17 protein-coding genes are annotated in these 19,300 nt (G+C 60.4%); 13 read left to right on the forward strand and 4 right to left on the reverse strand.

Annotated elements, in window-relative coordinates; all coding sequences use genetic code 11:
• Window positions 1–203: 203 nt before the first annotated feature.
• On the reverse strand, window positions 204–1,010 hold the full coding sequence (gene dapB / locus SKTS_RS16395; protein WP_173067526.1) for a 4-hydroxy-tetrahydrodipicolinate reductase: 807 nt from the start codon (window positions 1,008–1,010) through the stop codon (window positions 204–206).
• Window positions 1,007–1,291: an outer membrane protein assembly factor BamE gene (locus SKTS_RS16400; RefSeq protein WP_244617375.1), complete on the reverse strand. Its 285-nt coding sequence runs from the start codon at window positions 1,289–1,291 to the stop codon at window positions 1,007–1,009. Before SKTS_RS16400 ends, dapB begins: the two co-directional genes overlap by 4 nt.
• A gap of 171 nt (window positions 1,292–1,462) precedes the next feature.
• On the opposite strand from SKTS_RS16400, the gene fur reads away from it, so the two are divergent.
• Window positions 1,463–1,888: a ferric iron uptake transcriptional regulator gene (fur, locus tag SKTS_RS16405; RefSeq protein ID WP_173067530.1), complete on the forward strand. Its 426-nt coding sequence runs from the start codon at window positions 1,463–1,465 to the stop codon at window positions 1,886–1,888.
• A 23-nt stretch (window positions 1,889–1,911) separates the two neighbouring features.
• Here fur and recN read toward each other — a convergent pair whose 3' ends face one another.
• Window positions 1,912–3,570 carry a DNA repair protein RecN gene (gene recN / locus SKTS_RS16410; protein WP_173067532.1) on the reverse strand — a complete coding sequence of 553 codons (1,659 nt, stop codon included), beginning with the start codon at window positions 3,568–3,570 and terminating at the stop codon, window positions 1,912–1,914.
• 273 nt (window positions 3,571–3,843) lie between these two features.
• On the reverse strand, window positions 3,844–4,716 hold the full coding sequence (locus SKTS_RS16415; protein WP_173067535.1) for an NAD kinase: 873 nt from the start codon (window positions 4,714–4,716) through the stop codon (window positions 3,844–3,846).
• Between the two features lie 60 nt (window positions 4,717–4,776).
• Here SKTS_RS16415 and hrcA point away from each other — a divergent pair, with 60 nt between their 5' ends.
• The 12 genes from hrcA (at window position 4,777) to dnaJ (ending at window position 19,298) form a co-directional block, all read left to right on the forward strand.
• On the forward strand, window positions 4,777–5,793 hold the full coding sequence (gene hrcA, locus SKTS_RS16420; RefSeq protein ID WP_173067538.1) for a heat-inducible transcriptional repressor HrcA: 1,017 nt from the start codon (window positions 4,777–4,779) through the stop codon (window positions 5,791–5,793).
• A gap of 71 nt (window positions 5,794–5,864) precedes the next feature.
• Window positions 5,865–6,323, forward strand: a complete 459-nt coding sequence (locus SKTS_RS16425) for a rhodanese-like domain-containing protein (RefSeq protein WP_173067541.1) — start codon at window positions 5,865–5,867, stop codon at window positions 6,321–6,323.
• An 87-nt stretch (window positions 6,324–6,410) separates the two neighbouring features.
• Window positions 6,411–8,039, forward strand: coding sequence for a methyl-accepting chemotaxis protein (locus SKTS_RS16430; RefSeq protein WP_173067544.1), 1,629 nt, complete (start codon window positions 6,411–6,413; stop codon window positions 8,037–8,039).
• 52 nt (window positions 8,040–8,091) lie between these two features.
• Window positions 8,092–9,183: a ferrochelatase gene (gene hemH / locus SKTS_RS16435; protein ID WP_173067547.1), complete on the forward strand. Its 1,092-nt coding sequence runs from the start codon at window positions 8,092–8,094 to the stop codon at window positions 9,181–9,183.
• A gap of 105 nt (window positions 9,184–9,288) precedes the next feature.
• Window positions 9,289–10,353, forward strand: a complete 1,065-nt coding sequence (locus SKTS_RS16440; protein ID WP_173067550.1) for a VCBS repeat-containing protein — start codon at window positions 9,289–9,291, stop codon at window positions 10,351–10,353.
• 97 nt (window positions 10,354–10,450) lie between these two features.
• Window positions 10,451–12,097 (forward strand): methyl-accepting chemotaxis protein, encoded by a 1,647-nt coding sequence (locus SKTS_RS16445; protein WP_173067553.1) that lies wholly within the window; start codon window positions 10,451–10,453, stop codon window positions 12,095–12,097.
• Window positions 12,098–12,116: 19 nt separating this feature from the next.
• The gene (locus SKTS_RS16450; protein WP_173067556.1) at window positions 12,117–13,202 is read left to right on the forward strand and encodes a sensor histidine kinase; all 1,086 of its coding nucleotides are present in this window, start codon (window positions 12,117–12,119) and stop codon (window positions 13,200–13,202) included.
• A complete protein-coding gene (locus SKTS_RS16455) occupies window positions 13,199–13,828 on the forward strand; it encodes a response regulator (RefSeq protein WP_173067559.1) in 630 nt (209 codons plus the stop codon). Before SKTS_RS16450 ends, SKTS_RS16455 begins: the two co-directional genes overlap by 4 nt.
• Before the next feature lie 132 nt (window positions 13,829–13,960).
• On the forward strand, window positions 13,961–15,397 hold the full coding sequence (locus SKTS_RS16460) for a putative bifunctional diguanylate cyclase/phosphodiesterase (protein ID WP_173067562.1): 1,437 nt from the start codon (window positions 13,961–13,963) through the stop codon (window positions 15,395–15,397).
• 103 nt (window positions 15,398–15,500) lie between these two features.
• On the forward strand, window positions 15,501–16,049 hold the full coding sequence (gene grpE, locus SKTS_RS16465) for a nucleotide exchange factor GrpE (protein ID WP_173067565.1): 549 nt from the start codon (window positions 15,501–15,503) through the stop codon (window positions 16,047–16,049).
• A gap of 98 nt (window positions 16,050–16,147) precedes the next feature.
• Window positions 16,148–18,061 carry a molecular chaperone DnaK gene (gene dnaK, locus SKTS_RS16470; protein ID WP_173067568.1) on the forward strand — a complete coding sequence of 638 codons (1,914 nt, stop codon included), beginning with the start codon at window positions 16,148–16,150 and terminating at the stop codon, window positions 18,059–18,061.
• A gap of 115 nt (window positions 18,062–18,176) precedes the next feature.
• Window positions 18,177–19,298, forward strand: a complete 1,122-nt coding sequence (gene dnaJ, locus SKTS_RS16475; protein ID WP_173067571.1) for a molecular chaperone DnaJ — start codon at window positions 18,177–18,179, stop codon at window positions 19,296–19,298.
• The last annotated feature ends 2 nt before the right edge of the window (window positions 19,299–19,300 follow it).

A 19,300-nucleotide genomic window follows, 5' to 3' on the forward strand; every position in this document is an offset into this window, starting at 1 on the left:
CCCGGGCGGCTGGATCGCCCCCCGGACATGAAAAGCGGGACAGGTTTGTCGCCCATCCCGCCCCATTAATTTTGCGAAATTATACTGTAATCTTGGGCTTATATCAACGACCCCGGCGCAGCGCGCCGTGATCGTTCCCCTCACCCCTGCCCTCTCCCACCCTGCGGGAGAGGGGGACGAGGCATCGCTGGCGCGAATCTTTTTTATCGCAGTCCGAGCACGTCCTGCATGTCATACAGCCCGGCACCCCGTCCAGCAAGGAAGCGCGCGGCACGCAGGGCGCCCAGGGCAAAAGTGGCTCGACTGCTGGCCTTGTGGGTAATTTCCACGCGCTCGCCGATGCCGGCGAACAAAACCGTATGGTCGCCCACAATATCCCCGCCGCGCACCGTGGCGAAGCCGATGGTGGACGGCGAGCGCTCGCCCGTCACGCCTTCGCGCCCGTACACCGCGCAATCGGCCAGATCCCGCCCCAGTGCGTGAGCAACCACTTCGCCCAGTCGCAGGGCAGTACCGGAAGGAGCATCCACCTTGTGGCGGTGATGCGCCTCCATGACCTCGATATCGTAGCCTTCGTTCAGCACCCGAGCAGCGGTATCCAGCAGCTTGAACAACAGATTGACGCCGACGCTCATGTTGGGCGCGAAAACGATGCCGCAATCGTGGCTGGCGGCCAGAATCTTTTCCTTTTCCTCGGGCGTAAAGCCGGTGGTGCCGATCACCATCTTCACCCCGCGCGTGCGGCATAGTTCCATGTGCTGCAGCGTCGCATCAGGGCGGGTGAAATCGATCAGCACGTCGCAGCCCTGCAATGCCCCGGCCACATCGTCGCGTATCACGACGCCGTTGGGCGCACCGATCATTTCTCCGGCATCCTTGCCCAGGTAGGGGCTGCCCGCGCGTTCGAGCGCGGCATGAACGCGCATGTCAGGCGTCTGGGTCACGGCCTCCAGCAGCGCGCGCCCCATGCGTCCGGAACTGCCCGCAATTGCGATATTCAACATGGTCATTCCACCTTGGCTGCCGGCTTCTCTTCGGCAGCAGGCGCCGCCGTCGCCGGCTTGTCACTGCTCGCCGGCACCACATCGCCTTCCACTCGCTTCAGCAGATCGTTCTCGAACACCACGGTAACGTGATGCTGCTCCGTCAGCACGCCGGCTTTCTGGAAGCGGTAGACATAATCCCACCGGTCGGGGTGGAAGACATCGGACACCAGCGGCGTGCCGAGGGCGAAGCGCACCTGGGACTTGGTCATGCCTGGCTTGAGGCGGGACATCATTTCCTGGGTCACCACATTTCCCTGCTGGATATCGATTTTGTAAACCGACGGCGCCATGGGAATGTAGGAACAGGCTGGCAGGAGTAAAACCAAAACTAGAATAGATAGGCGCATGTACGGGCTTTTGTTGTTCGTAAGAGACTTATATTATGATAGCCCAATTTGACGCTTCGAGCACACAGCATGAGTCAGCCCAATGATCTGAAAAACGTCGGCCTCAAGGCGACCCTGCCACGCCTGAGGATTCTCAACCTGTTCGAGACCAGCGAAGTGCGCCACCTCGCGGCGGAAGACGTGTACCGCATTCTGCTTGCCGAGGGGGTGGACGTGGGGCTGGCGACGGTTTACCGCGTGTTGACCCAGTTCGAGGCGGCCGGCCTGCTGGTGCGCCACCACTTCGAAAGCGGCAAGGCGATATTCGAGCTCAACCAGGGGCGCCACCACGACCATCTGGTGTGCCTGCAGTGCGGCATGGTAGAAGAATTCTACGACGCGGAAATCGAACGGCGCCAGGAGCAGATCGCCAAGGAACGGGGCTTCCGCATCCAGGAACACTCGCTTTATCTTTACGCCGACTGCCTCAAGACCGATTGCCCGCACAAAACTTGAATTAGGGCGTGTTAACACACCCTTTAGGACACGCCCAGCATCTCTGCCGCATGACGGCGCGTCGTCGAGGTAATTTCGACACCGCCCAGCATGCGCGCAATTTCTTCGATGCGCTGTTCGTGTTCCAGCAGCGAAATCTGACTTAACACCTGACCGTCCCTGACGCACTTGGCCACCTGCCAGTGCTGGTCGCCCAGCGCCGCCACCTGGGGCAGGTGGGTAATGCACAGCACCTGGCGCTCGGCACCCAGCCCGCGCAGCATTTTTCCCACCACTTCGGCCACGCCGCCGCCGATGCCCACGTCCACCTCGTCGAATATCAGTGTCGGCACCGCCGCCACCTTGCTGGTCATGACCTGGATCGCCAGGCTGATACGCGACAGTTCGCCGCCGGAAGCCACCTTGGCGAGGGGTTTTGCCGCCAGACTGGAGTGGGCGCTCACAAGGAGCTCGACCCGCTCCAGACCGTGGGCATCGCCCTCCTCCAGAACATGCAGCGCCACCTCGAAGCATCCGCCCGCCATGGCCAGTTGCTGCATCGCCTCACTCACCCGCGCGCTTAGCTCTTGGGCGGCGCGCCGCCTTTCCTCGCTCAGGATGGCAGCCTTGGCCAGATAGACCTCACGAGCCGCGTCCTCCTGCTGCCGCAGCTCTGCAGCGGAGCCCATGTGCTGCAGCCCCGCGAGGCGCTCTTCACGCTCCTGCAACAAAGCCGGCAAGGCTTCCGGCATCACCCGGTACTTGCGCGCCATGCCGTGCAGCGCCTCGATGCGCTGCTCGACTTCGCGCAGCCGCTCGGGGTCCAGATCCAGACGTTGCGCATAATGCCGCAGGCTGTAGGCGGCCTCCTGCATCTGCGCGGCCGACGAATCGAGAATAGCCAGCGGCTCGCCCAAGGCGGCATCGTACTCCAGCACCTTGTTGAGCCGCCCGATCAGGCCGTTGAGTTGCGACAGCAGCGCCAGATCGCCGTCGGCGAGCAGCTCGACGCCGAACTGGGCGCTTTCCAGCAGGCTGGCGGCATGCGCAAGCCGGGCATGCTCCGCTTGCAGTTCCGGCCATTCCTCCGGGCCAAGATCGAGCCCCTGCAGTTCGCGCACCTGCCATTCCAGCTGTTCCAGTTCCGCCAGCGCCGCCACCGAGTCTTTTTCCCAAGCCACGCGACGCTCGCGCAAACCCTGCCAGCCACGGTAGTCCAGGGCCACTTCGCGCGCCAGCGCGACCTGCCCGGCGTAAGCGTCCAGCAGGTCGCGCTGCAGCGCGGGCTTAAGCAGGGATTGATGGGCGTGCTGGCCGTGGATGTCCACCAGGTATTCGCCTGCTTCACGCATCTGTTGCAGGGTTACGCCATTGCCGTTGACGAAGGCGCGCGAACGGCCCGTGGCATCGATGCTGCGGCGCATCAGGCACACCCCGGGGTCGCCGGCGAGATCGTTTTCATCCAGCCAGGACTGCAACTGGGGCAGCTTGCCGATATCGAATTCCGCCGCCAGCTCGGCGCGCTCGCAGCCGGCGCGCACCACACCGGCATCGCCCCGCTCGCCCAGCACCAGGGCCAGCGCGTCGATCAGGATGGATTTCCCGGCGCCGGTTTCGCCGGTCAGCACGGTAAATCCGGAACTGAATTCCAGCTCCAGCCGGTCAACGATGACGAAATCGCGGATGCTGAGAGAAAGGAGCATTAGGGAACCTCTGATTAAGTCAAACGCTGTCGCGACGGGGTATTGCGGGATGCCAGGCAAGGAAAGAGGCGCGCCGTGCAGTCATTCTGCACAAGTGACTCTTGACGCCGCATGGCGCCCGCAATACCCCGTCCCTTCGGGTTACATCGAAAACAGGCTTGCCCCGCGTTGCGCTCCTTGGCGTCGTAGGCTCGGCTACGACCTGCGTCGCGCGCCTTGCTCAAGCCTGTTTTCGATGTAACGCGATCCGCGTTTGACTTAATCAGAGGTTCCTTAAAGCTTCTCGCCCCAGCGCAGCTTCTGGCGCAAAGTATTGTAATAACTGTGGCCGAGCGGATGGAGCAGGCGGATGTTGTTTTCCGAACGGCGCACCACCACCCAGTCGTTCTGCTGCAAGTCGATGTGGCTCTGGCCGTCGAAGTTGACGCTGGCATCCACCGCGTGCAGCAGCAGAACTTCCATCACGCTGTGGCTGTTGACGGCAATCGGGCGGTTGCTCAAGGTATGGGGACAAATCGGCACCAGCACCATCGCCTCCAGCGTGGGGTGCAGAATCGGCCCGCCGGCGGACAGCGCGTAGGCCGTCGAGCCGGTGGGCGTGGCCACCACCAGGCCGTCCGAACGCTGGCTGTAAACGAACTGGCCGTCGATGAACACTTCGAGTTCGATCAGGCGTCCCGAGGTACCCTTGCTCACCACCACGTCGTTGAACGCATAGGCCTGGTAAACCGGCTGCCCCTGCCGGCGCACCACGGCATTGAGCAGGAAGCGCTCCTCGGCGGCAAATTCTCCTTCGAGGATTTCATCCATGGTCTCCAGCATGTCCTCGATGGAAACATCGGTGAGAAAACCCAGGCGCCCCTGGTTCACGCCTACCAGCGGCACGTCGTATTCGATCAGCTCGCGAGCGATGTTGAGCATGGTGCCGTCGCCGCCCATGACCACCACCAGGTCCGCGCGCGCGCCGATCTCTTTCATGCTCACTGCGGCATAGGGCACGTTGCCGATGCGCTCGGCGGTCTGCTGCGAAAGCAGCACCTCGAGCTTGCGCTGCTGCAGAAAATGCGCCAGCCGCAGCAGCGGTTCGCTCAGTTCGGCACTGTTGTATTTGCCGATCAGGGCAACGGTCTGGAACGGGGTTTTCATGCCGCGAATTATAACCGCAAGTTATTGCCCCAAAGATATTCAAATAAGTAAAATGGACCGATGCTGAACGAACGCGCACAACTTCTTCTCAAGACCCTGGTCGAACGCTATATCGCCGAAGGCCAGCCGGTGGGCTCGCGCACCCTGTCCAAACACTCCGGCCTCGATCTCTCCGCCGCTACCATTCGCAACGCGATGGCGGACCTGGAGGAGATGGGCTTCATCGTCAGCCCGCACACCTCAGCCGGCCGAATCCCTACGCCGCGCGGCTATCGTTTCTTCGTCGACACCCTGCTCACCGTGCGTCCGCTCGACCAGGTTCAGGTGCACCAGCTGGAAAACCAGCTCCACCCCGCCGACCCGCAGCGGCTGATCGCCTCCGCATCGAAGCTGCTGTCGGACCTGACCCTGTTCGCCGGCATCGTGATGACGCCGAAGCGCCGCTCGCCCGCCTTCCGCCACCTGGAGTTCCTGCCGCTGTCGGAAAAGCGCATCCTGCTCATCATCGTCACTGCCGACGAAAACGTGCAGAACCGCATACTCCTGACCGACAAGGCCTATAGCCCTGCGGAACTCACGCGCGCCGCGAATTTCTTCAACCAGCACTACGCCGGCTGCACGCTGGAGGAAGCGCGCACGCGCATGCAGGACGAGCTGAAACGCCTGCACCAGGACATGACGTCGCTCATGTCCGCGGCGCTCGAAGCCAGCAGCCAGGCACTGGAACCAAGCGAAGGTTACGTTCTCTCGGGCGAGAAAAATCTTCTTCACGTGGACGACCTATCGTCCAACATGTCGAGCTTGCGCCGGCTGTTCGACGCCTTCGAGCAGAAGACCACCCTGATCCAGCTGCTCGACGTCAGCCAGGGCGCCCATGGCGTGCAGATATTCATCGGCGGCGAATCAGGCCACGCCCCGCTCGACGAGTGCAGCGTGGTCACCGCGCCTTATGAGGTCGACGGCCAGGTAGTCGGCACGGTGGGCGTGATCGGCCCGACGCGCATGGCTTACGAGCGCGTGATCCCGATCGTAGATGTGACCGCCAAGCTGCTGGGCAGCGCCCTGTCCTACCACTAGATAAACACCGGCGAAGGCGGTATGCTTTCCCGCGCGCAATTCCCAACTACAACAAAATGGAGACGCTACTCATGAAATCCCGCACCACCGTAAAATCCTTCCTGCTCGCTCTCGGCACTGCCGCCACTCTGCTCAGCGGCGCAGCATTTGCCACCGATACCCCAGCATCCCTCACCGGCGCCACTTTAGTCGATGCGACCAAAGCCAAGTCCCTGATGGACGGCGGAGCAGCCATGATCGACGCACGCGTTGCCAACGAATACGCTGAAGCGCACATCAAAGGCGCCAAAAACATCCCTTATAAGGAAAAAAGCGCCAAGGCTGCCGATTTCGACGCCACGCAAGACAGTTTTGATGTCGCTAAACTACCCACGGACAAGAACGCCGGAGTGATTTTCCAATGCAATGGAGCTGAATGCTGGAAGAGTTACAAGGCCGCAGCGACCGCCATCAAGGCCGGTCACAAGAAAGTGTACTGGTTCCGCGGCGGCTTCCCGGAATGGAAAGCCAAAGGCTACCCAGTCGAGTAATCGCTTCATTCGATTGTTCCAAAACTGGCGGCCCGAGGGTCGCCGGCATGATTTGTCTCACATCAACCCACATTCCGACGGGTGTCCATGTTCAATTTTCAAAACCTGAGGGCAAAAGCCCTGCTCGTCAACATACTTGCCGTATTCGTTGCCATGATATTAACCGCAGTGGGTGTGTACAGCCTGAATCAAGGCTCGAAAGCACTGGAATCGGTTTACGTGAATCATGTCGAACCGTCCTCGGCACTCCAGGCCATAGACCAGAACCTTAAAGAGATCCGCTTTCGCATGGCCGGCGTAGTGCTGGACCAGATGCCTGCCATCGGATCAAAAATACACCTCAAGGATGCGCGCAGCGAGATCACCAGGAACTGGGACCTGTTCAAGGAAAAAACCCAGGGCAATGCGCTGAATGCAGAAGAAAAGGAGCTGATCGAAAAGATCGATGCCAAGCTACCCACCCTGCCGGCTTTTTTTGACAAACTCGACAAAGCCTATGAGCAGGACGACAAGAAACTCATTTCCGGACTACTGGAAGATGAATGGCCGGCAGTTCAAATGGGTGTTCTAAAACCAATAGCGGCCTTGCTGCCGGAACAACAGACGGCGATCAAGCAGGCCTATGAAACCAGCTCCGCCAACAACAAAAAACTGATTTATACCGAACTTGGCGTCTTTGCTGTCACGCTGGTAGTAATGACGATCTTCGGCTTCGTTTTTGTCCGCCAGATGAACCGAGGCATTCACTCGTTGCGCGAGGCACTGGCACAAGTCGCAAAGGGCGACCTCAATGTGCAAGTCTCTCTCGAAGATCAAAATGAATTCGGCGCCATGTCGCAGGACCTGGAAAACGCGCTGTCCCAGTTGCGCGGCATTGTCAGCGGGGTCAAAAACGAGGCCGGCTTGGCTGCACGCGCATCGGCCCACCTTTCGGAACAGGTCGCCCAGGTGGTTTCGCGCGGTCAGGCGCGCAATGACCGCATGATGCAGGTCAGCAGCGCCGCCGAAGAAATGAACAGCGCTATCGCGTCGATCGCTGACGCCGCCCGAGCCGCCTCGGACGCAGTGCGTCAGAACGAGACTTTCGCCCAGGAAGGCAACGCCAGCATGGCGAAAAACATGATCGCGGCTGAGCAGGCTGTTCAATCTGTCAACACCTCGGTCGGGACCGTCACGCAACTGAGCGAGTCGATCCAGAAAATCGGCGACATCACCAAAGTGATCAAGGAAATTGCCGACCAGACCAACCTGCTCGCCCTCAATGCGGCAATCGAGGCTGCGCGCGCTGGCGAACAAGGGCGCGGCTTCGCGGTGGTGGCTGACGAGGTGAGAAAGCTTGCCGAACGTACCGGCTCCAGCACGGCTGAAATTTCCGGCGTGATCGATGCCATCCGCAACGAAACCGATGCCGCGGTGCAATCCATGGGCGAGGTCAAGCAAGCCGTGGCCGACGGCGCAGACTACAATCACCAGACCAGCGAGGCGCTGCAGCAAATCACGCGCGCAGCCAACCAGGTTTCTGAACGGGTCAACCACATCGTCGGCAGTACACAAGAGCAGGCCCGTGCGACGGAGGAAGTGGCCGGCAACCTGGAGCAGATTTCCGCCATGAGCCAGGAAAATTCTGTTTCCGTTCAGGCCATGGGTGACGCAGCGCAAGACGTTGCGCATATCGCTGCCGAACTGCAGCACCTGGTCGAACAAATCCGGGTGTAAGCCGGGTTCGGGCTTGCACGATCAACGTAGGAAACACTTTTCCGGACAAAGCATGCCTTTTCTGCCCGAACCCACATACCAGCACGGCGCGCCCGCAAAAACCGGCGTCCTGCTGATCAACCTCGGTACCCCGGACGCCCCCACAAAAACCGCGCTGCGCCGCTATCTGAAAGAGTTCCTCAGCGACCCGCGCGTGGTGGAAATTCCCCGCCTGGTGTGGTGGCCGATTCTCAACGGCATCATCCTCAACACCCGCCCGGCGAAATCGGCGCAGAAATACGCCCAGATATGGAGCGCCGAGGGCTCGCCCCTGGCGGCCCACACCCGCAAGCAGGCGAAGATGCTGCAGGGCTACCTCGGCGAGCGCACCCGTTCGCCCCTGGTGGTGGAATACGCCATGCGCTATGGCAACCCATCGGTCGCATCGGCTTTGGCAAGCCTCAAGGAACAGGGCTGCGACCGCATACTCGCCTTTCCGCTCTACCCGCAGTACGCCGCCAGCAGCACAGCAACCGCGCTGGACGCCGTATTTCAGACCTTGCAGCAAAGCCGCAACATGCCTGAACTGCGCACGGTGCGGCACTACCACGACGATCCCGGCTATATCGGCGCACTGGCCAGCAGCGTGCGCGACCACTGGATGCAGAACGGACGGGCGGACAAGCTGGTGATGAGTTTTCACGGCGTACCTAAGAGATCCCTGCTGCTGGGCGACCCCTACCACTGCGAATGCCAGAAAACCGGCCGGCTGCTGGCCGATGCGTTGGGGTTGGCGCAGGATCAATACCTGATCACCTTCCAGTCGCGCTTCGGCCGCGCCGAGTGGCTCCAGCCCTATACCGCCCAGACCTTGAAGGATCTTGGCAAGAAAGGCTGCAAACGGGTGGATGTCATCTGCCCCGGATTTTCATCCGATTGCCTGGAAACCCTCGAAGAAATCGCCATGGAGTGCAAGGCGGATTTCCTCAACGCCGGGGGGCAGGAATACCACTACATTCCCTGCCTCAACGAACGCGACGACTGGATGCGCGCGCTCAGCGAACTGGTCCTGAAACATCTGCAGGGCTGGCTCGAAAATGCTGTCAGTCCCGACAGCGTGCAGCAAAGCCGGGATCGCGCGCTGGCCATGGGCGCCAAGACCTAGCACCGCCGAGGGGCGACAACGGGCGCTCCGAGTAGCATCAAGTTACTGCCGGAAATACCGCTAATACCTCAATAGCGGCAAATATCCGCCGCAACGAGGTGCATCATGAAAATTGCCAGCTCCGACATACTGTTATCCAGCCAACACAGCGCAATCGACAAACACAGCATAAGCGAATCGCTGCGCGCCTGGACCGGTTCCCAGCGCCCCGATTTCGAGGGGCGCAACACCAACACGTCGCGCCCGCAGGCGGACCATGTCGCCCTGTCCAGCGAGGGCAAAGCGGCGCAAAAGTCAGACCCCGTGGCGGACATGCAGGACGCCGTCGACAACGACCCGCGCATGCAACTACTCATGCGCATGATAGAAGCGCTGACCGGCAAGAAGATAAAAATCCTGTCCATGAAGGACCTGCAGCCGGCGCAGACGCCCCCGCCGGAGCAAGTACAGGACCCAAATCAGGCCGCCAAGGAACAACCCGCCCAGGCCAGCGCCGGCTTCGGCGTCGAATACGAGCGTCACGAAACGCATTACGAGGCCGAACAAACCAGCTTCTCGGCGCAAGGCGTGGTCAAGACGGCCGACGGCAGGGAAATCACATTCAGCCTGCAATTGAACATGAGCCGCGAGTATCTGGAGCAAAGCGATGTCAGCGTGCGCCTGGGCGATGCGGCGCGGCAGGCGAAAGACCCGCTAGTGATCAATTTCAGCGGCAACGCGGCGCAACTGACATCCGCCAAATTCAGCTTCGACCTGGACGCCGACGGCAAGACCGAGCAGATTTCGTTCGTCGCCCCGGGCAGCGGCTTCCTCGCCCTGGACAAGAACCAGGACGGCAAGATCAACAACGGCAGCGAACTGTTCGGGCCGGCCAGCGGCAACGGATTCACCGATCTGGCGGCATACGACAAGGACGGCAATCGCTGGATCGACGAAAATGATGCGGTATTCAACCAGCTCAAGGTCTGGAGCAAGGACGCACAGGGCAACGACCAATTGGCTTCGCTGAAAGACGCCGGGGTAGGTGCAATCTATCTCGGCAATGCCGCCACGGAGTTCAGCATCAAGGACGCGAGCAACCGCCTGGACGGCAAGATTCGCTCCAGCGGCGTCTATTTGAGCGAAGACGGCGTCGCCGGCACGGTGCAGCAGGTCGACTTGGCCGCTTGATGCCTTTGCCTCCTTTCGCTATCCCCGGCTGTCGGGTATAGTTGCCGCTACCGATTTTCACGTAACTACGCTGGCTGCCAGACAAAGGATCCTCTAAATGTCCCGCTCAATTTTTCAAAGAATGCTAGACCTGAAAATATGGGTGCGCCAGGTTGGCGCGATCTGGCTGATGCTGATCTTCGCCTGGAGCGCCATGATTTACTGGGCTTCGGTCGAGCACCATCGCACCGCGATTCAGCAGACCATCGATTTCTCCAACAGCATCCACCAGATGACCCTGTCCGGCCTCACCGGCATGATGATCACCGGCACCGTCGCGCAGCGCGCCGTGTACCTGGACCAGATCCGCCAATCCGACAACGTGCGCGACCTGCAGGTCATCCGCGGTGACGCCCTGATCAAGCAGTTCGGCGCGGGACTTGCGGGAGAGTCCAACGCCGACCTAGTAGAACGCGGGGTCCTGCAAAGCGGCAAGGCCTATTACCAGGTCGTAAAAGAACAATACAAGGGGAAAAGCGTTGAAAATATGCGCGCCGTGATTCCCGTCATTGCGTCGAAAAACTACCTCGGCAAAGACTGCCTGATGTGCCATATCGTGCCTGAGGGCACGGTTCTCGGCGCCGTGAGCATGAAAATCTCCCTCGACAAGGCCAACCAGGCGGTGTGGGACTTCACCTGGAAACTCTTCGCCGTAGCCGTCGTGTTCAGCGTCCCTTTGCTGCTGTTCATCTATCTGTTCACCAGACGCGTCATCACCAAACCCCTCAAGGAAATGAGTGATGGTCTGCACGACATCGCCGCGGGTGAAGGCGACCTTACGCGGCGCCTGAGCGTAAAAAGCCAGGATGAAATCGGCCAGACCGCGACGCTGTTCAATCAGGTGATGGAAAAATTCAGTCACCTGGTGCGCCAAGTCAGCGAATCTGCGAACCAGGTTTCTGTTGCCGCCAAACAACTCGCCCAAGGCGCCCAGCAGGTAGCGGACAGTTCCAGCCAGCAACGCGACAAATCGGTCGCCACTGCCGCAGCGGTCGAAGAAATGACCGGGAGCATTGCCGCTGTAGCGCAAAGCACGGAACAGATGCAGCAAATGTCCCAGCAGAGCCTGGAGCGCTCCCACCAGGGCAACGAAAGCATTTCCATGCTGGTAGGCGAGATTGACCAGGTGGAGTCGGCGGTGAAGGAAATCGCCAGCGCGGTGAACGAATTCACGCGCAGCACCACTTCCATCAACACCATGACCAAACAGGTCAAGGACATCGCCGAGCAAACCAACCTGCTTGCCTTGAACGCCGCCATCGAAGCCGCCCGTGCCGGCGAACAGGGGCGCGGATTTGCGGTGGTCGCGGACGAAGTCCGGAAACTCGCCGAAAAATCTTCCCAGTCCGCGAGCCAGATCGATACGGTCACCCAAGCCCTCGGCCAGCAGTCCGTGGCGGTGGATAAAGCCATCGAAAGGGGCCTGTCACACCTGCTCTCCAGTCAGGACTCCATGGAAACCGTGGCGATGGTGCTTTCAGAAGCCAATGCCTCCGTCAATCAGGTAGGCGAAAAAGTGAGCGATGTCGCCGACATTGCCGAGCGCCAGCGGGCCACCAGCACCGAGGTTTCTTCCAACGTCGAGGCGATTGCCGCCATGGCCGAGGAGAACAGTCAGGCAGTCGGCCAGACCGCCAACGCCGCGCGCCACCTGGAGCAGCTGGCCGAAACGCTGCAAGACACAGTCAGCCGTTTCAAAGTCTAAGGCCTCGTCCGCCATTCATATGCTGGACGCTGTAACGCACGAAGACGAATTGCGCATCGAGACCATCGCGGCCAATGTTCCCGCCCTGGTTTTCCAGCTGCAGCGGCACGCCGACGGCAGCTTGTGCTGCCTGTTCACCAGCAAGGCCGTGCGCGCCGTATGCGACGAACGGGCAGACCCCGAGGATGCCGGCTGGATACCCTGCATCAGCAACCTGCACCCCGATGACCGGGATTCCTTTTTTTCGGCCATGGCCCTTTCCGCACAGCAATTGACGCACTGGAACTGGGAAGGGCGCATCATCGTCCCCCCCCATGACGAAAAATGGATCAACCTGCGGGCCGTACCCTGCGCCATGCCGGATGGCTCCATTGTGTGGGACGGCATCATTCTCAACATCACCTTGTCCAAGCAGCGCGAAGACGAAAGCGTCCATGCCTGGTTTGCGCTGGAGAAGCTCTCCGACCACATCCAGCGCGCACGCGAAGAAGAGCGCAGCAAGATTTCGCGCGAGATTCATGACGAACTGGGCGGCATCCTCAGCACGCTGAAAATGGATCTTGGCTGGCTGGACAAACGCATGGATGATCCGCTCTTGCTGGAGCGCACGCAGGCCATGGCACAACTGATCAGGGAAGCACTGCAAACCGCGCGGCGCATTTCCGCTGATTTGCGCCCCGGCGCCCTGGATAACCTGGGCCTGGTTGCGGCGATGGAGGAGCATGCCGCAACGCTGCTGGGGCGCCAGGGCATTTCCTACAGCTTCACCCCACCCGAACAGGAAGTGGAGCTGGACGATCTGCGCGCCACCGCCATATTCCGCATTTTCCAGGAATCGCTCACCAATATCGTGCGCCACGCAAAGGCCGAAACGGCAGATATTCAGTTTAGTGTGACCGCGGAAGAACTGGCCATTTCCATCCGTGACGATGGCTGCGGAATCATTCCGGAGCGGTCCCAACGCTTCCAATCCTACGGCATCCTCGGCATGCAGGAACGCGCCAAACAACTGGGCGGTGAAGTAATCGTCAGCGGTACCCCCGGGCATGGCACCACCGTTCGCCTGAAACTCCCTCTTGCTGCGCCGGAGCTAATAACAAGATGATCAAACTTCTGATCGCCGACGATCACAATATTTTCCGCGACGGCCTGAAGCGCATCCTCGCCGACACCCCGGATATCCAGGTCAGCGCCGAAACGGGCAATGGCAGCGAGGCGCTCGAACTGATGCGCAAGGAAGATTGGGATGCAGTTCTGCTGGACATCAACCTGCCGGGCAAATCCGGACTTGACGTGCTGAAACAGATCAAGAAGGAAAAACCCCATTTGCCGGTGCTCATGCTCAGCATGTATCCCGAGGAACAGTACGCGGTCAGAACCATCAAGCTCGGCGCGGCTGGGTATCTCTCCAAGGATGCCGATGCCGACGAACTCATCATCGCGATCCGCAAGGCTGCGGCTGGCGGGAGATATGCCAGCAACACCCTGGCTGACCACCTGCTGCAATCCCTCTACGGCAGTGGTCAGCAACTGCATTCGACTTTATCGGATCGCGAATACCTGGTGTACCGCCATATCGTGGCTGGCAAATCCCTTACCGAAATCGCCCAGACCCTCGCTCTCAGCATCAAAACCATCAGCACCTACCGTACCCGCCTGCTGGAAAAAATGGGCATGAGCAATAACGCGGATTTAATTCGCTACGCGCTCGAACATCAGCTTTTCGACTAGTTTTTGCCGGAATAGTCTTACGGACTGACGTCCATCTCCTACAATTAATTCGGATTGCTCCGGCAGCCAATCTGCCGAAAAACCCCTATTCTTATGGTCGGGATATTGTTGTCCGGTCACCAAAGAATCTGAATGCCTTTTCAAAACGCAGTCAATGCTGTGATGTTCGACTCGCTGGAACCAATGCCAGTCTTGAGCCGCCCCGGCCCACCCGAATTCCACGACAGCCTGACCGGGCTGTCCAACTACACGCTATTCAAGAATCAGCTGGAACTCTGCCTGTCGCGCGCAGAGGACACAGCACACAGCCTTGCCATCCTGGTCGTCGGGCTCGACCGTTTCAAACAGGTCAACGACACTTACGGCTACGCGGCCGGAGACATGGTGCTGCTCTCGGCGACCCGGCGCTTGGGCGAACTTGACATCGGCAACTGCCCCTTGGCGCGCCTGGGCGGAGACACGTTTGCGCTCGCGATAGAAAACCCCAAGGATCGCCAGGATGCCGCAGACGTGGCCGAACGCATCATGCGCTGCCTGTCCGAGCCGTTCGCCGTCGAGAATGAGGAAATTTTTCTCAGCGCCAGCATCGGCATCAGCCTGTATCCGCGGCAAGGCGAAAAAATTTGCGCCCTCATCGCCAACGCCAAGACCGCCATGGACCAGATCAAGGATCACGGGCGCGACAATTATGCGTTTTACGACCCGGACCTGCACCAGAACCGCCGTTCGTCGCGCCACTCGACGCTGGAGCGCGCCCTGCATCACGCTCTGGATGACAATCAGCTGGTACTGCTCTACCAGCCGCAGATCGACCTGGAAAGCGGGCAAATACGCGGCGTAGAAGCGCTGCTGCGCTGGCACCACCCGGAACTGGGCACGATTTCTCCTACGGAGTTTATCCCCCTGGCGGAAGAAACCGGCCTGATTCATGCCATCAGCGACTGGGTGCTGCGCACCGCCTGCGCACAGAACAGCGCCTGGCACCGCCAGGGCCACACCACGATGCGCATGGCTGTCAACCTTTCGGCACAACAGTTCAGCAAGCCCGGCCTCGACCAACTGGTGCATGAAGTGCTGCTGGACACCGGCCTGGCGCCGCGCTGGCTCGAACTGGAACTGACCGAAACCATCGCCCTGCGGGACATCGATGCCGCCATATCCACCCTGAAGGCCCTCAAGTCCATGGGCGTCAGGATCGCCATCGACGATTTCGGCACCGGCTATTCGTCCCTCAGCTACCTCAAGCACTTCCCCGTCCACAGCATCAAGATCGACCGCTCTTTCATCAACGGCATCACCACCAATTCCAGCGATGCCGCCATCACCCGCGCCGTGATCGCCATGGCGCAAAACCTTGGCGTCCGGGTAGTGGCCGAGGGTGTGGAAAGCGAAAAACAGCTCATTTTTCTGCGCACTTATCAGTGCCACGAAGTGCAGGGCTATTACTTCTTCCGCCCCCTGCCCGAGAAAAGCATCACCCAGTTGCTGCAACGCCAGTCCGAAAAACATGCTGATTCACCGGCCTGGCGCAATCCGGTTCCGGTGATTTCAGTTGCGAGCAACTTGTAAGAAGCAGCCGCCTCGACGACGAAGACAACAAATAGATTACCCATGCGCTTGAAATGGGGAAAAGCACTCCCATATCGCTCCCAGTTCACAAAGGAGCCCGTTGATGCAAGACGATCAAAAAACCCCGGACACGGAAGCACAGGCCGAAGCGGCGCAAGCCCCGGCAGCAGATGAAAACGTGGAAATCATGCCGAGTATGGAAGAACTCCTGAAACAGGCCGAACTGGCCGCACAGGAGCATCACGATGCCTGGCTGCGCGCCAAGGCCGATGCGGAGAACATCCGCAAACGCGCCCAGGCTGACGTCGCCAGCGCCCACAAATACGCCGTGGAAAACTTCTCCAACGAGCTGCTCGCGGTTGCGGACAGCCTGGAAGCCGCCTTGAGTGTGGAAACCGCCACGGTCGAAAACTTCAAGAGCGGCGTCGAGCTCACGCTCAAGCAACTGCTGTCGGCTTTCGAAAAAGCCAGCATCGTCGAACTCAACCCGCTGAACGAAAAATTCGACCCCCACAAGCACCAGGCCATCAGCATGGTCGAAGCAGAGGCGCCCGCCAACACCGTGATCACGGTGCTGCAGAAAGGCTACCAGTTGCACGACCGCATCCTGCGTCCGGCCCTGGTGATGGTTGCCAAAGCACGCGAAGCCTGAATCGGATAAACCGCTTGAAAGCCGCGCGTACAACCCCACTTTAGCAGCAAGGGTTTTTAACTCCGCTAATTTATGAATTTGAATACTAAGGAATAATCATGGGAAAAATCATCGGTATTGACTTGGGCACCACCAACTCCTGCGTATCCGTGATGGAAAGCGGTCAGCCCAAGGTGATCGAAAACTCTGAAGGCACGCGCACCACGCCGTCCATCGTCGCCTACGCCGAAGACGGCGAGATCCTGGCCGGCGCACCGGCCAAACGCCAGGCTGTCACCAACCCGAAAAACACGCTGTATGCGGTCAAACGCCTGATCGGCCGCCGCTTCGATGAAAAAGAAGTGCAAAAAGACATCGGTCTGATGCCCTACTCCATCGTCAAGGCCGACAACGGCGACGCCTGGGTGGAAATCCGCGGCCGGAAAATGGCCCCGCCGGAAGTCTCCGCGCAAGTGCTGCGCAAGATGAAAAAGACCGCCGAAGATTACCTCGGCGAGGAAGTGACCGAAGCCGTCATTACCGTACCGGCCTACTTCAACGACAGCCAGCGCCAGGCCACCAAGGACGCCGGCCGCATCGCCGGTCTGGAAGTCAAACGCATCATCAACGAGCCGACTGCGGCCGCGCTGGCTTTCGGCATGGACAAGAAGGAAGGCGACCGCAAGATCGCGGTGTATGACCTGGGCGGCGGCACGTTCGACATCTCCATCATCGAGATCGCCGAAATCGACGGCGAGCACCAGTTCGAAGTGCTGTCCACCAACGGCGACACTTTCCTCGGCGGCGAAGACTTCGACAACCGCGTCATCGACTACCTGGCCGACGAATTCAAGAAAGAGAACGGCATCGACCTGCGCAACGACCTGCTGGCCAAGCAGCGCCTCAAGGAAGCCGCGGAAAAGGCCAAGATCGAGCTGTCCAGCAGCCAGCAGACCGACGTCAACCTGCCCTACATCACCGCCGACGCCAGCGGGCCGAAGCACTTGGTGGTAAAAATCACCCGCGCCAAGTTCGAAAGCCTGGTGGAAGACCTGATCGAGCGCACCATCGCCCCTTGCAAACAGGCTATCAAGGATGCCGGCGTGAAGATCACCGACATCGAGGACATCATCCTGGTCGGCGGCCAGAGCCGTATGCCCAAGGTGCAGGAGAAAGTTCAGGAGTTCTTCGGCAAGGAGCCGCGCAAGGACGTCAACCCGGACGAAGCCGTCGCTGTCGGCGCCGCGATCCAGGGTGGCGTGCTGCAGGGCGAAGTCAAGGACGTGCTGCTGCTCGACGTGACCCCGCTTTCCCTGGGCATCGAGACCATGGGGGGCGTAATGACCAAGCTGATCCAGAAGAACACCACGATCCCGACCAAGGCGAGCCAAGTGTTCTCCACCGCCGACGACAACCAGTCCGCCGTGACCATCCACGTACTGCAGGGCGAGCGCGACGTGGCCTCCGGCAACAAGAGCCTGGGCCAGTTCAACCTTTCCGACATCCCGCCCGCACCGCGCGGCATGCCGCAGATCGAAGTCACCTTCGACATCGACGCCAACGGCATCCTGCACGTGTCCGCCAAGGACAAGGCCACCGGCAAGGAAAACAAGATCAAGATCCAGGCCAGCTCGGGCTTGAACGACGAAGAAATCCAGCGCATGGTGAAGGACGCCGAAGCGCATGCCGACGACGACCGCAAAACCGTGGAACTGGTCAGCACGCGCAACCAGTGCGACACCATGATCCACTCGGTGAAAAAATCCCTGGGCGAGTATGGCGACAAGATCAGCGCCGACGAAAAGGCCGCCATCGAGTCCGCCTTGAAGGATGCCGAGGAAGCGCTCAAGGGCAACGACAAGGACACCATCGAAGCCAAAACCAAGGCACTGGCCGAAGCCTCGCACAAGCTGGCGGAGAAGATGTACGCAGAACAGCCACAGGGTCAGGCAGCACCTGGCGGCGAGCACAAGGCCGAAGACGACAACGTGGTGGACGCCGAGTTCGAAGAAATCAAAGACGAGAAGAAGTGAGGAGCAAGGGGCTTGAGGTGAGGGATGAGGGGTGAGGGGTGAGGGTGAAGGCACCGTGCGTGCCTCATCCACGGCCTCTCTCGCCTCACCCCTCTCGCTTCACCCCTCACCATAAATGAGCAAACGCGACTATTACGAAATTCTCGGCGTCAACCGCGACGCTTCCGACGACGAGCTGAAGAAGGCCTACCGCAAGCTGGCGATGAAGCACCATCCGGACCGCAATCCGGACAATCCCAAGGCGGAGGAGCACTTCAAGGAAGCCAAGGAAGCCTACGAAATCCTTTCCGATGCCAGCAAGCGCGCGGCCTACGATCAGTACGGCCACGCCGGCGTCGACCAGCAGGCGGGCATGGGCGGCGGCGCAGGCATGGGTGGTTTTGCCGACGCTTTCGGCGACATCTTCGGCGACATCTTCGGCGGCGGTGGCGGACGCGGCGGACGTTCCAACGTCTATCGCGGCGCCGACCTGCGCTACAACCTGGAAATCTCGCTGGAAGACGCCGCCCGCGGCGCGGAAACCAAGATCCGCATTCCCACCATGGAAAAATGCGACACCTGCAACGGCTCGGGCGCGAAACCCGGCACCCAGCCGGTCACCTGCACCACCTGCGGCGGACATGGCCAGGTGCGCATGCAACAAGGCTTCTTCTCGATCCAGCAAACTTGCCCGCGCTGCCACGGCAGCGGCAAGATGGTGCAAAGTCCCTGCCCCACCTGTCAGGGCGCAGGCCGTATCAAGCAGCACAAGACCCTGGTGGTCAAGATCCCGTCCGGGGTCGATGAAGGCGACCGCATCCGACTCTCCGGCGAAGGCGAAGACGGCGTCAACGGCGGCCCGCCGGGTGACTTGTACGTCGTCATCCAGATCAAGCCGCACCAGGTCTTCCAGCGCGATCACGACGACCTGCATTGCGAAATGCCGATCAGCTTCACCGTCGCCGCGCTGGGCGGCGAAATCGACATTCCCACCCTGGACGGTCACGCCAAGATCAAGATTCCCGCCGAAACCCAGAGCGGCAAGGTGTTCCGCCTGCGCGGCAAGGGCATCAAGGGCGTGCGCAGCCAGCACCACGGCGACCTGATGTGCCACATGGTGGTGGAAACGCCGGTGAGCCTGACCGAGCGGCAAAAGGAATTGCTGCGCGAGCTGGAAAGCATCAACCAGGAAGACGGATCGCGCCACAATCCCCGCGCCAAGTCGTGGATGGACAAGGTCAAAGAGTTTTTCGGCTAACG

The organism is Sulfurimicrobium lacus (assembly GCF_011764585.1).
GTDB classification, from domain to species: domain Bacteria; phylum Pseudomonadota; class Gammaproteobacteria; order Burkholderiales; family Sulfuricellaceae; genus Sulfurimicrobium; species Sulfurimicrobium lacus.

Coding starts and splice junctions, on each gene's coding strand:
- SKTS_RS16430 (WP_173067544.1), top strand. CDS start 6,411: ATGTTCAATTTTCAAAACCTGAGGGCAAAAGCCCTGCTCGTCAACATA.
- SKTS_RS16460 (WP_173067562.1), top strand. CDS start 13,961: ATGCCTTTTCAAAACGCAGTCAATGCTGTGATGTTCGACTCGCTGGAA.
- SKTS_RS16455 (WP_173067559.1), top strand. CDS start 13,199: ATGATCAAACTTCTGATCGCCGACGATCACAATATTTTCCGCGACGGC.
- SKTS_RS16440 (WP_173067550.1), top strand. CDS start 9,289: ATGAAAATTGCCAGCTCCGACATACTGTTATCCAGCCAACACAGCGCA.
- SKTS_RS16450 (WP_173067556.1), top strand. CDS start 12,117: ATGCTGGACGCTGTAACGCACGAAGACGAATTGCGCATCGAGACCATC.
- grpE (WP_173067565.1), top strand. CDS start 15,501: ATGCAAGACGATCAAAAAACCCCGGACACGGAAGCACAGGCCGAAGCG.
- SKTS_RS16415 (WP_173067535.1), bottom strand. CDS start 4,716: ATGAAAACCCCGTTCCAGACCGTTGCCCTGATCGGCAAATACAACAGT.
- recN (WP_173067532.1), bottom strand. CDS start 3,570: ATGCTCCTTTCTCTCAGCATCCGCGATTTCGTCATCGTTGACCGGCTG.
- dnaK (WP_173067568.1), top strand. CDS start 16,148: ATGGGAAAAATCATCGGTATTGACTTGGGCACCACCAACTCCTGCGTA.
- dapB (WP_173067526.1), bottom strand. CDS start 1,010: ATGACCATGTTGAATATCGCAATTGCGGGCAGTTCCGGACGCATGGGG.
- SKTS_RS16445 (WP_173067553.1), top strand. CDS start 10,451: ATGTCCCGCTCAATTTTTCAAAGAATGCTAGACCTGAAAATATGGGTG.
- hrcA (WP_173067538.1), top strand. CDS start 4,777: ATGCTGAACGAACGCGCACAACTTCTTCTCAAGACCCTGGTCGAACGC.
- fur (WP_173067530.1), top strand. CDS start 1,463: ATGAGTCAGCCCAATGATCTGAAAAACGTCGGCCTCAAGGCGACCCTG.
- hemH (WP_173067547.1), top strand. CDS start 8,092: ATGCCTTTTCTGCCCGAACCCACATACCAGCACGGCGCGCCCGCAAAA.
- SKTS_RS16425 (WP_173067541.1), top strand. CDS start 5,865: ATGAAATCCCGCACCACCGTAAAATCCTTCCTGCTCGCTCTCGGCACT.
- dnaJ (WP_173067571.1), top strand. CDS start 18,177: ATGAGCAAACGCGACTATTACGAAATTCTCGGCGTCAACCGCGACGCT.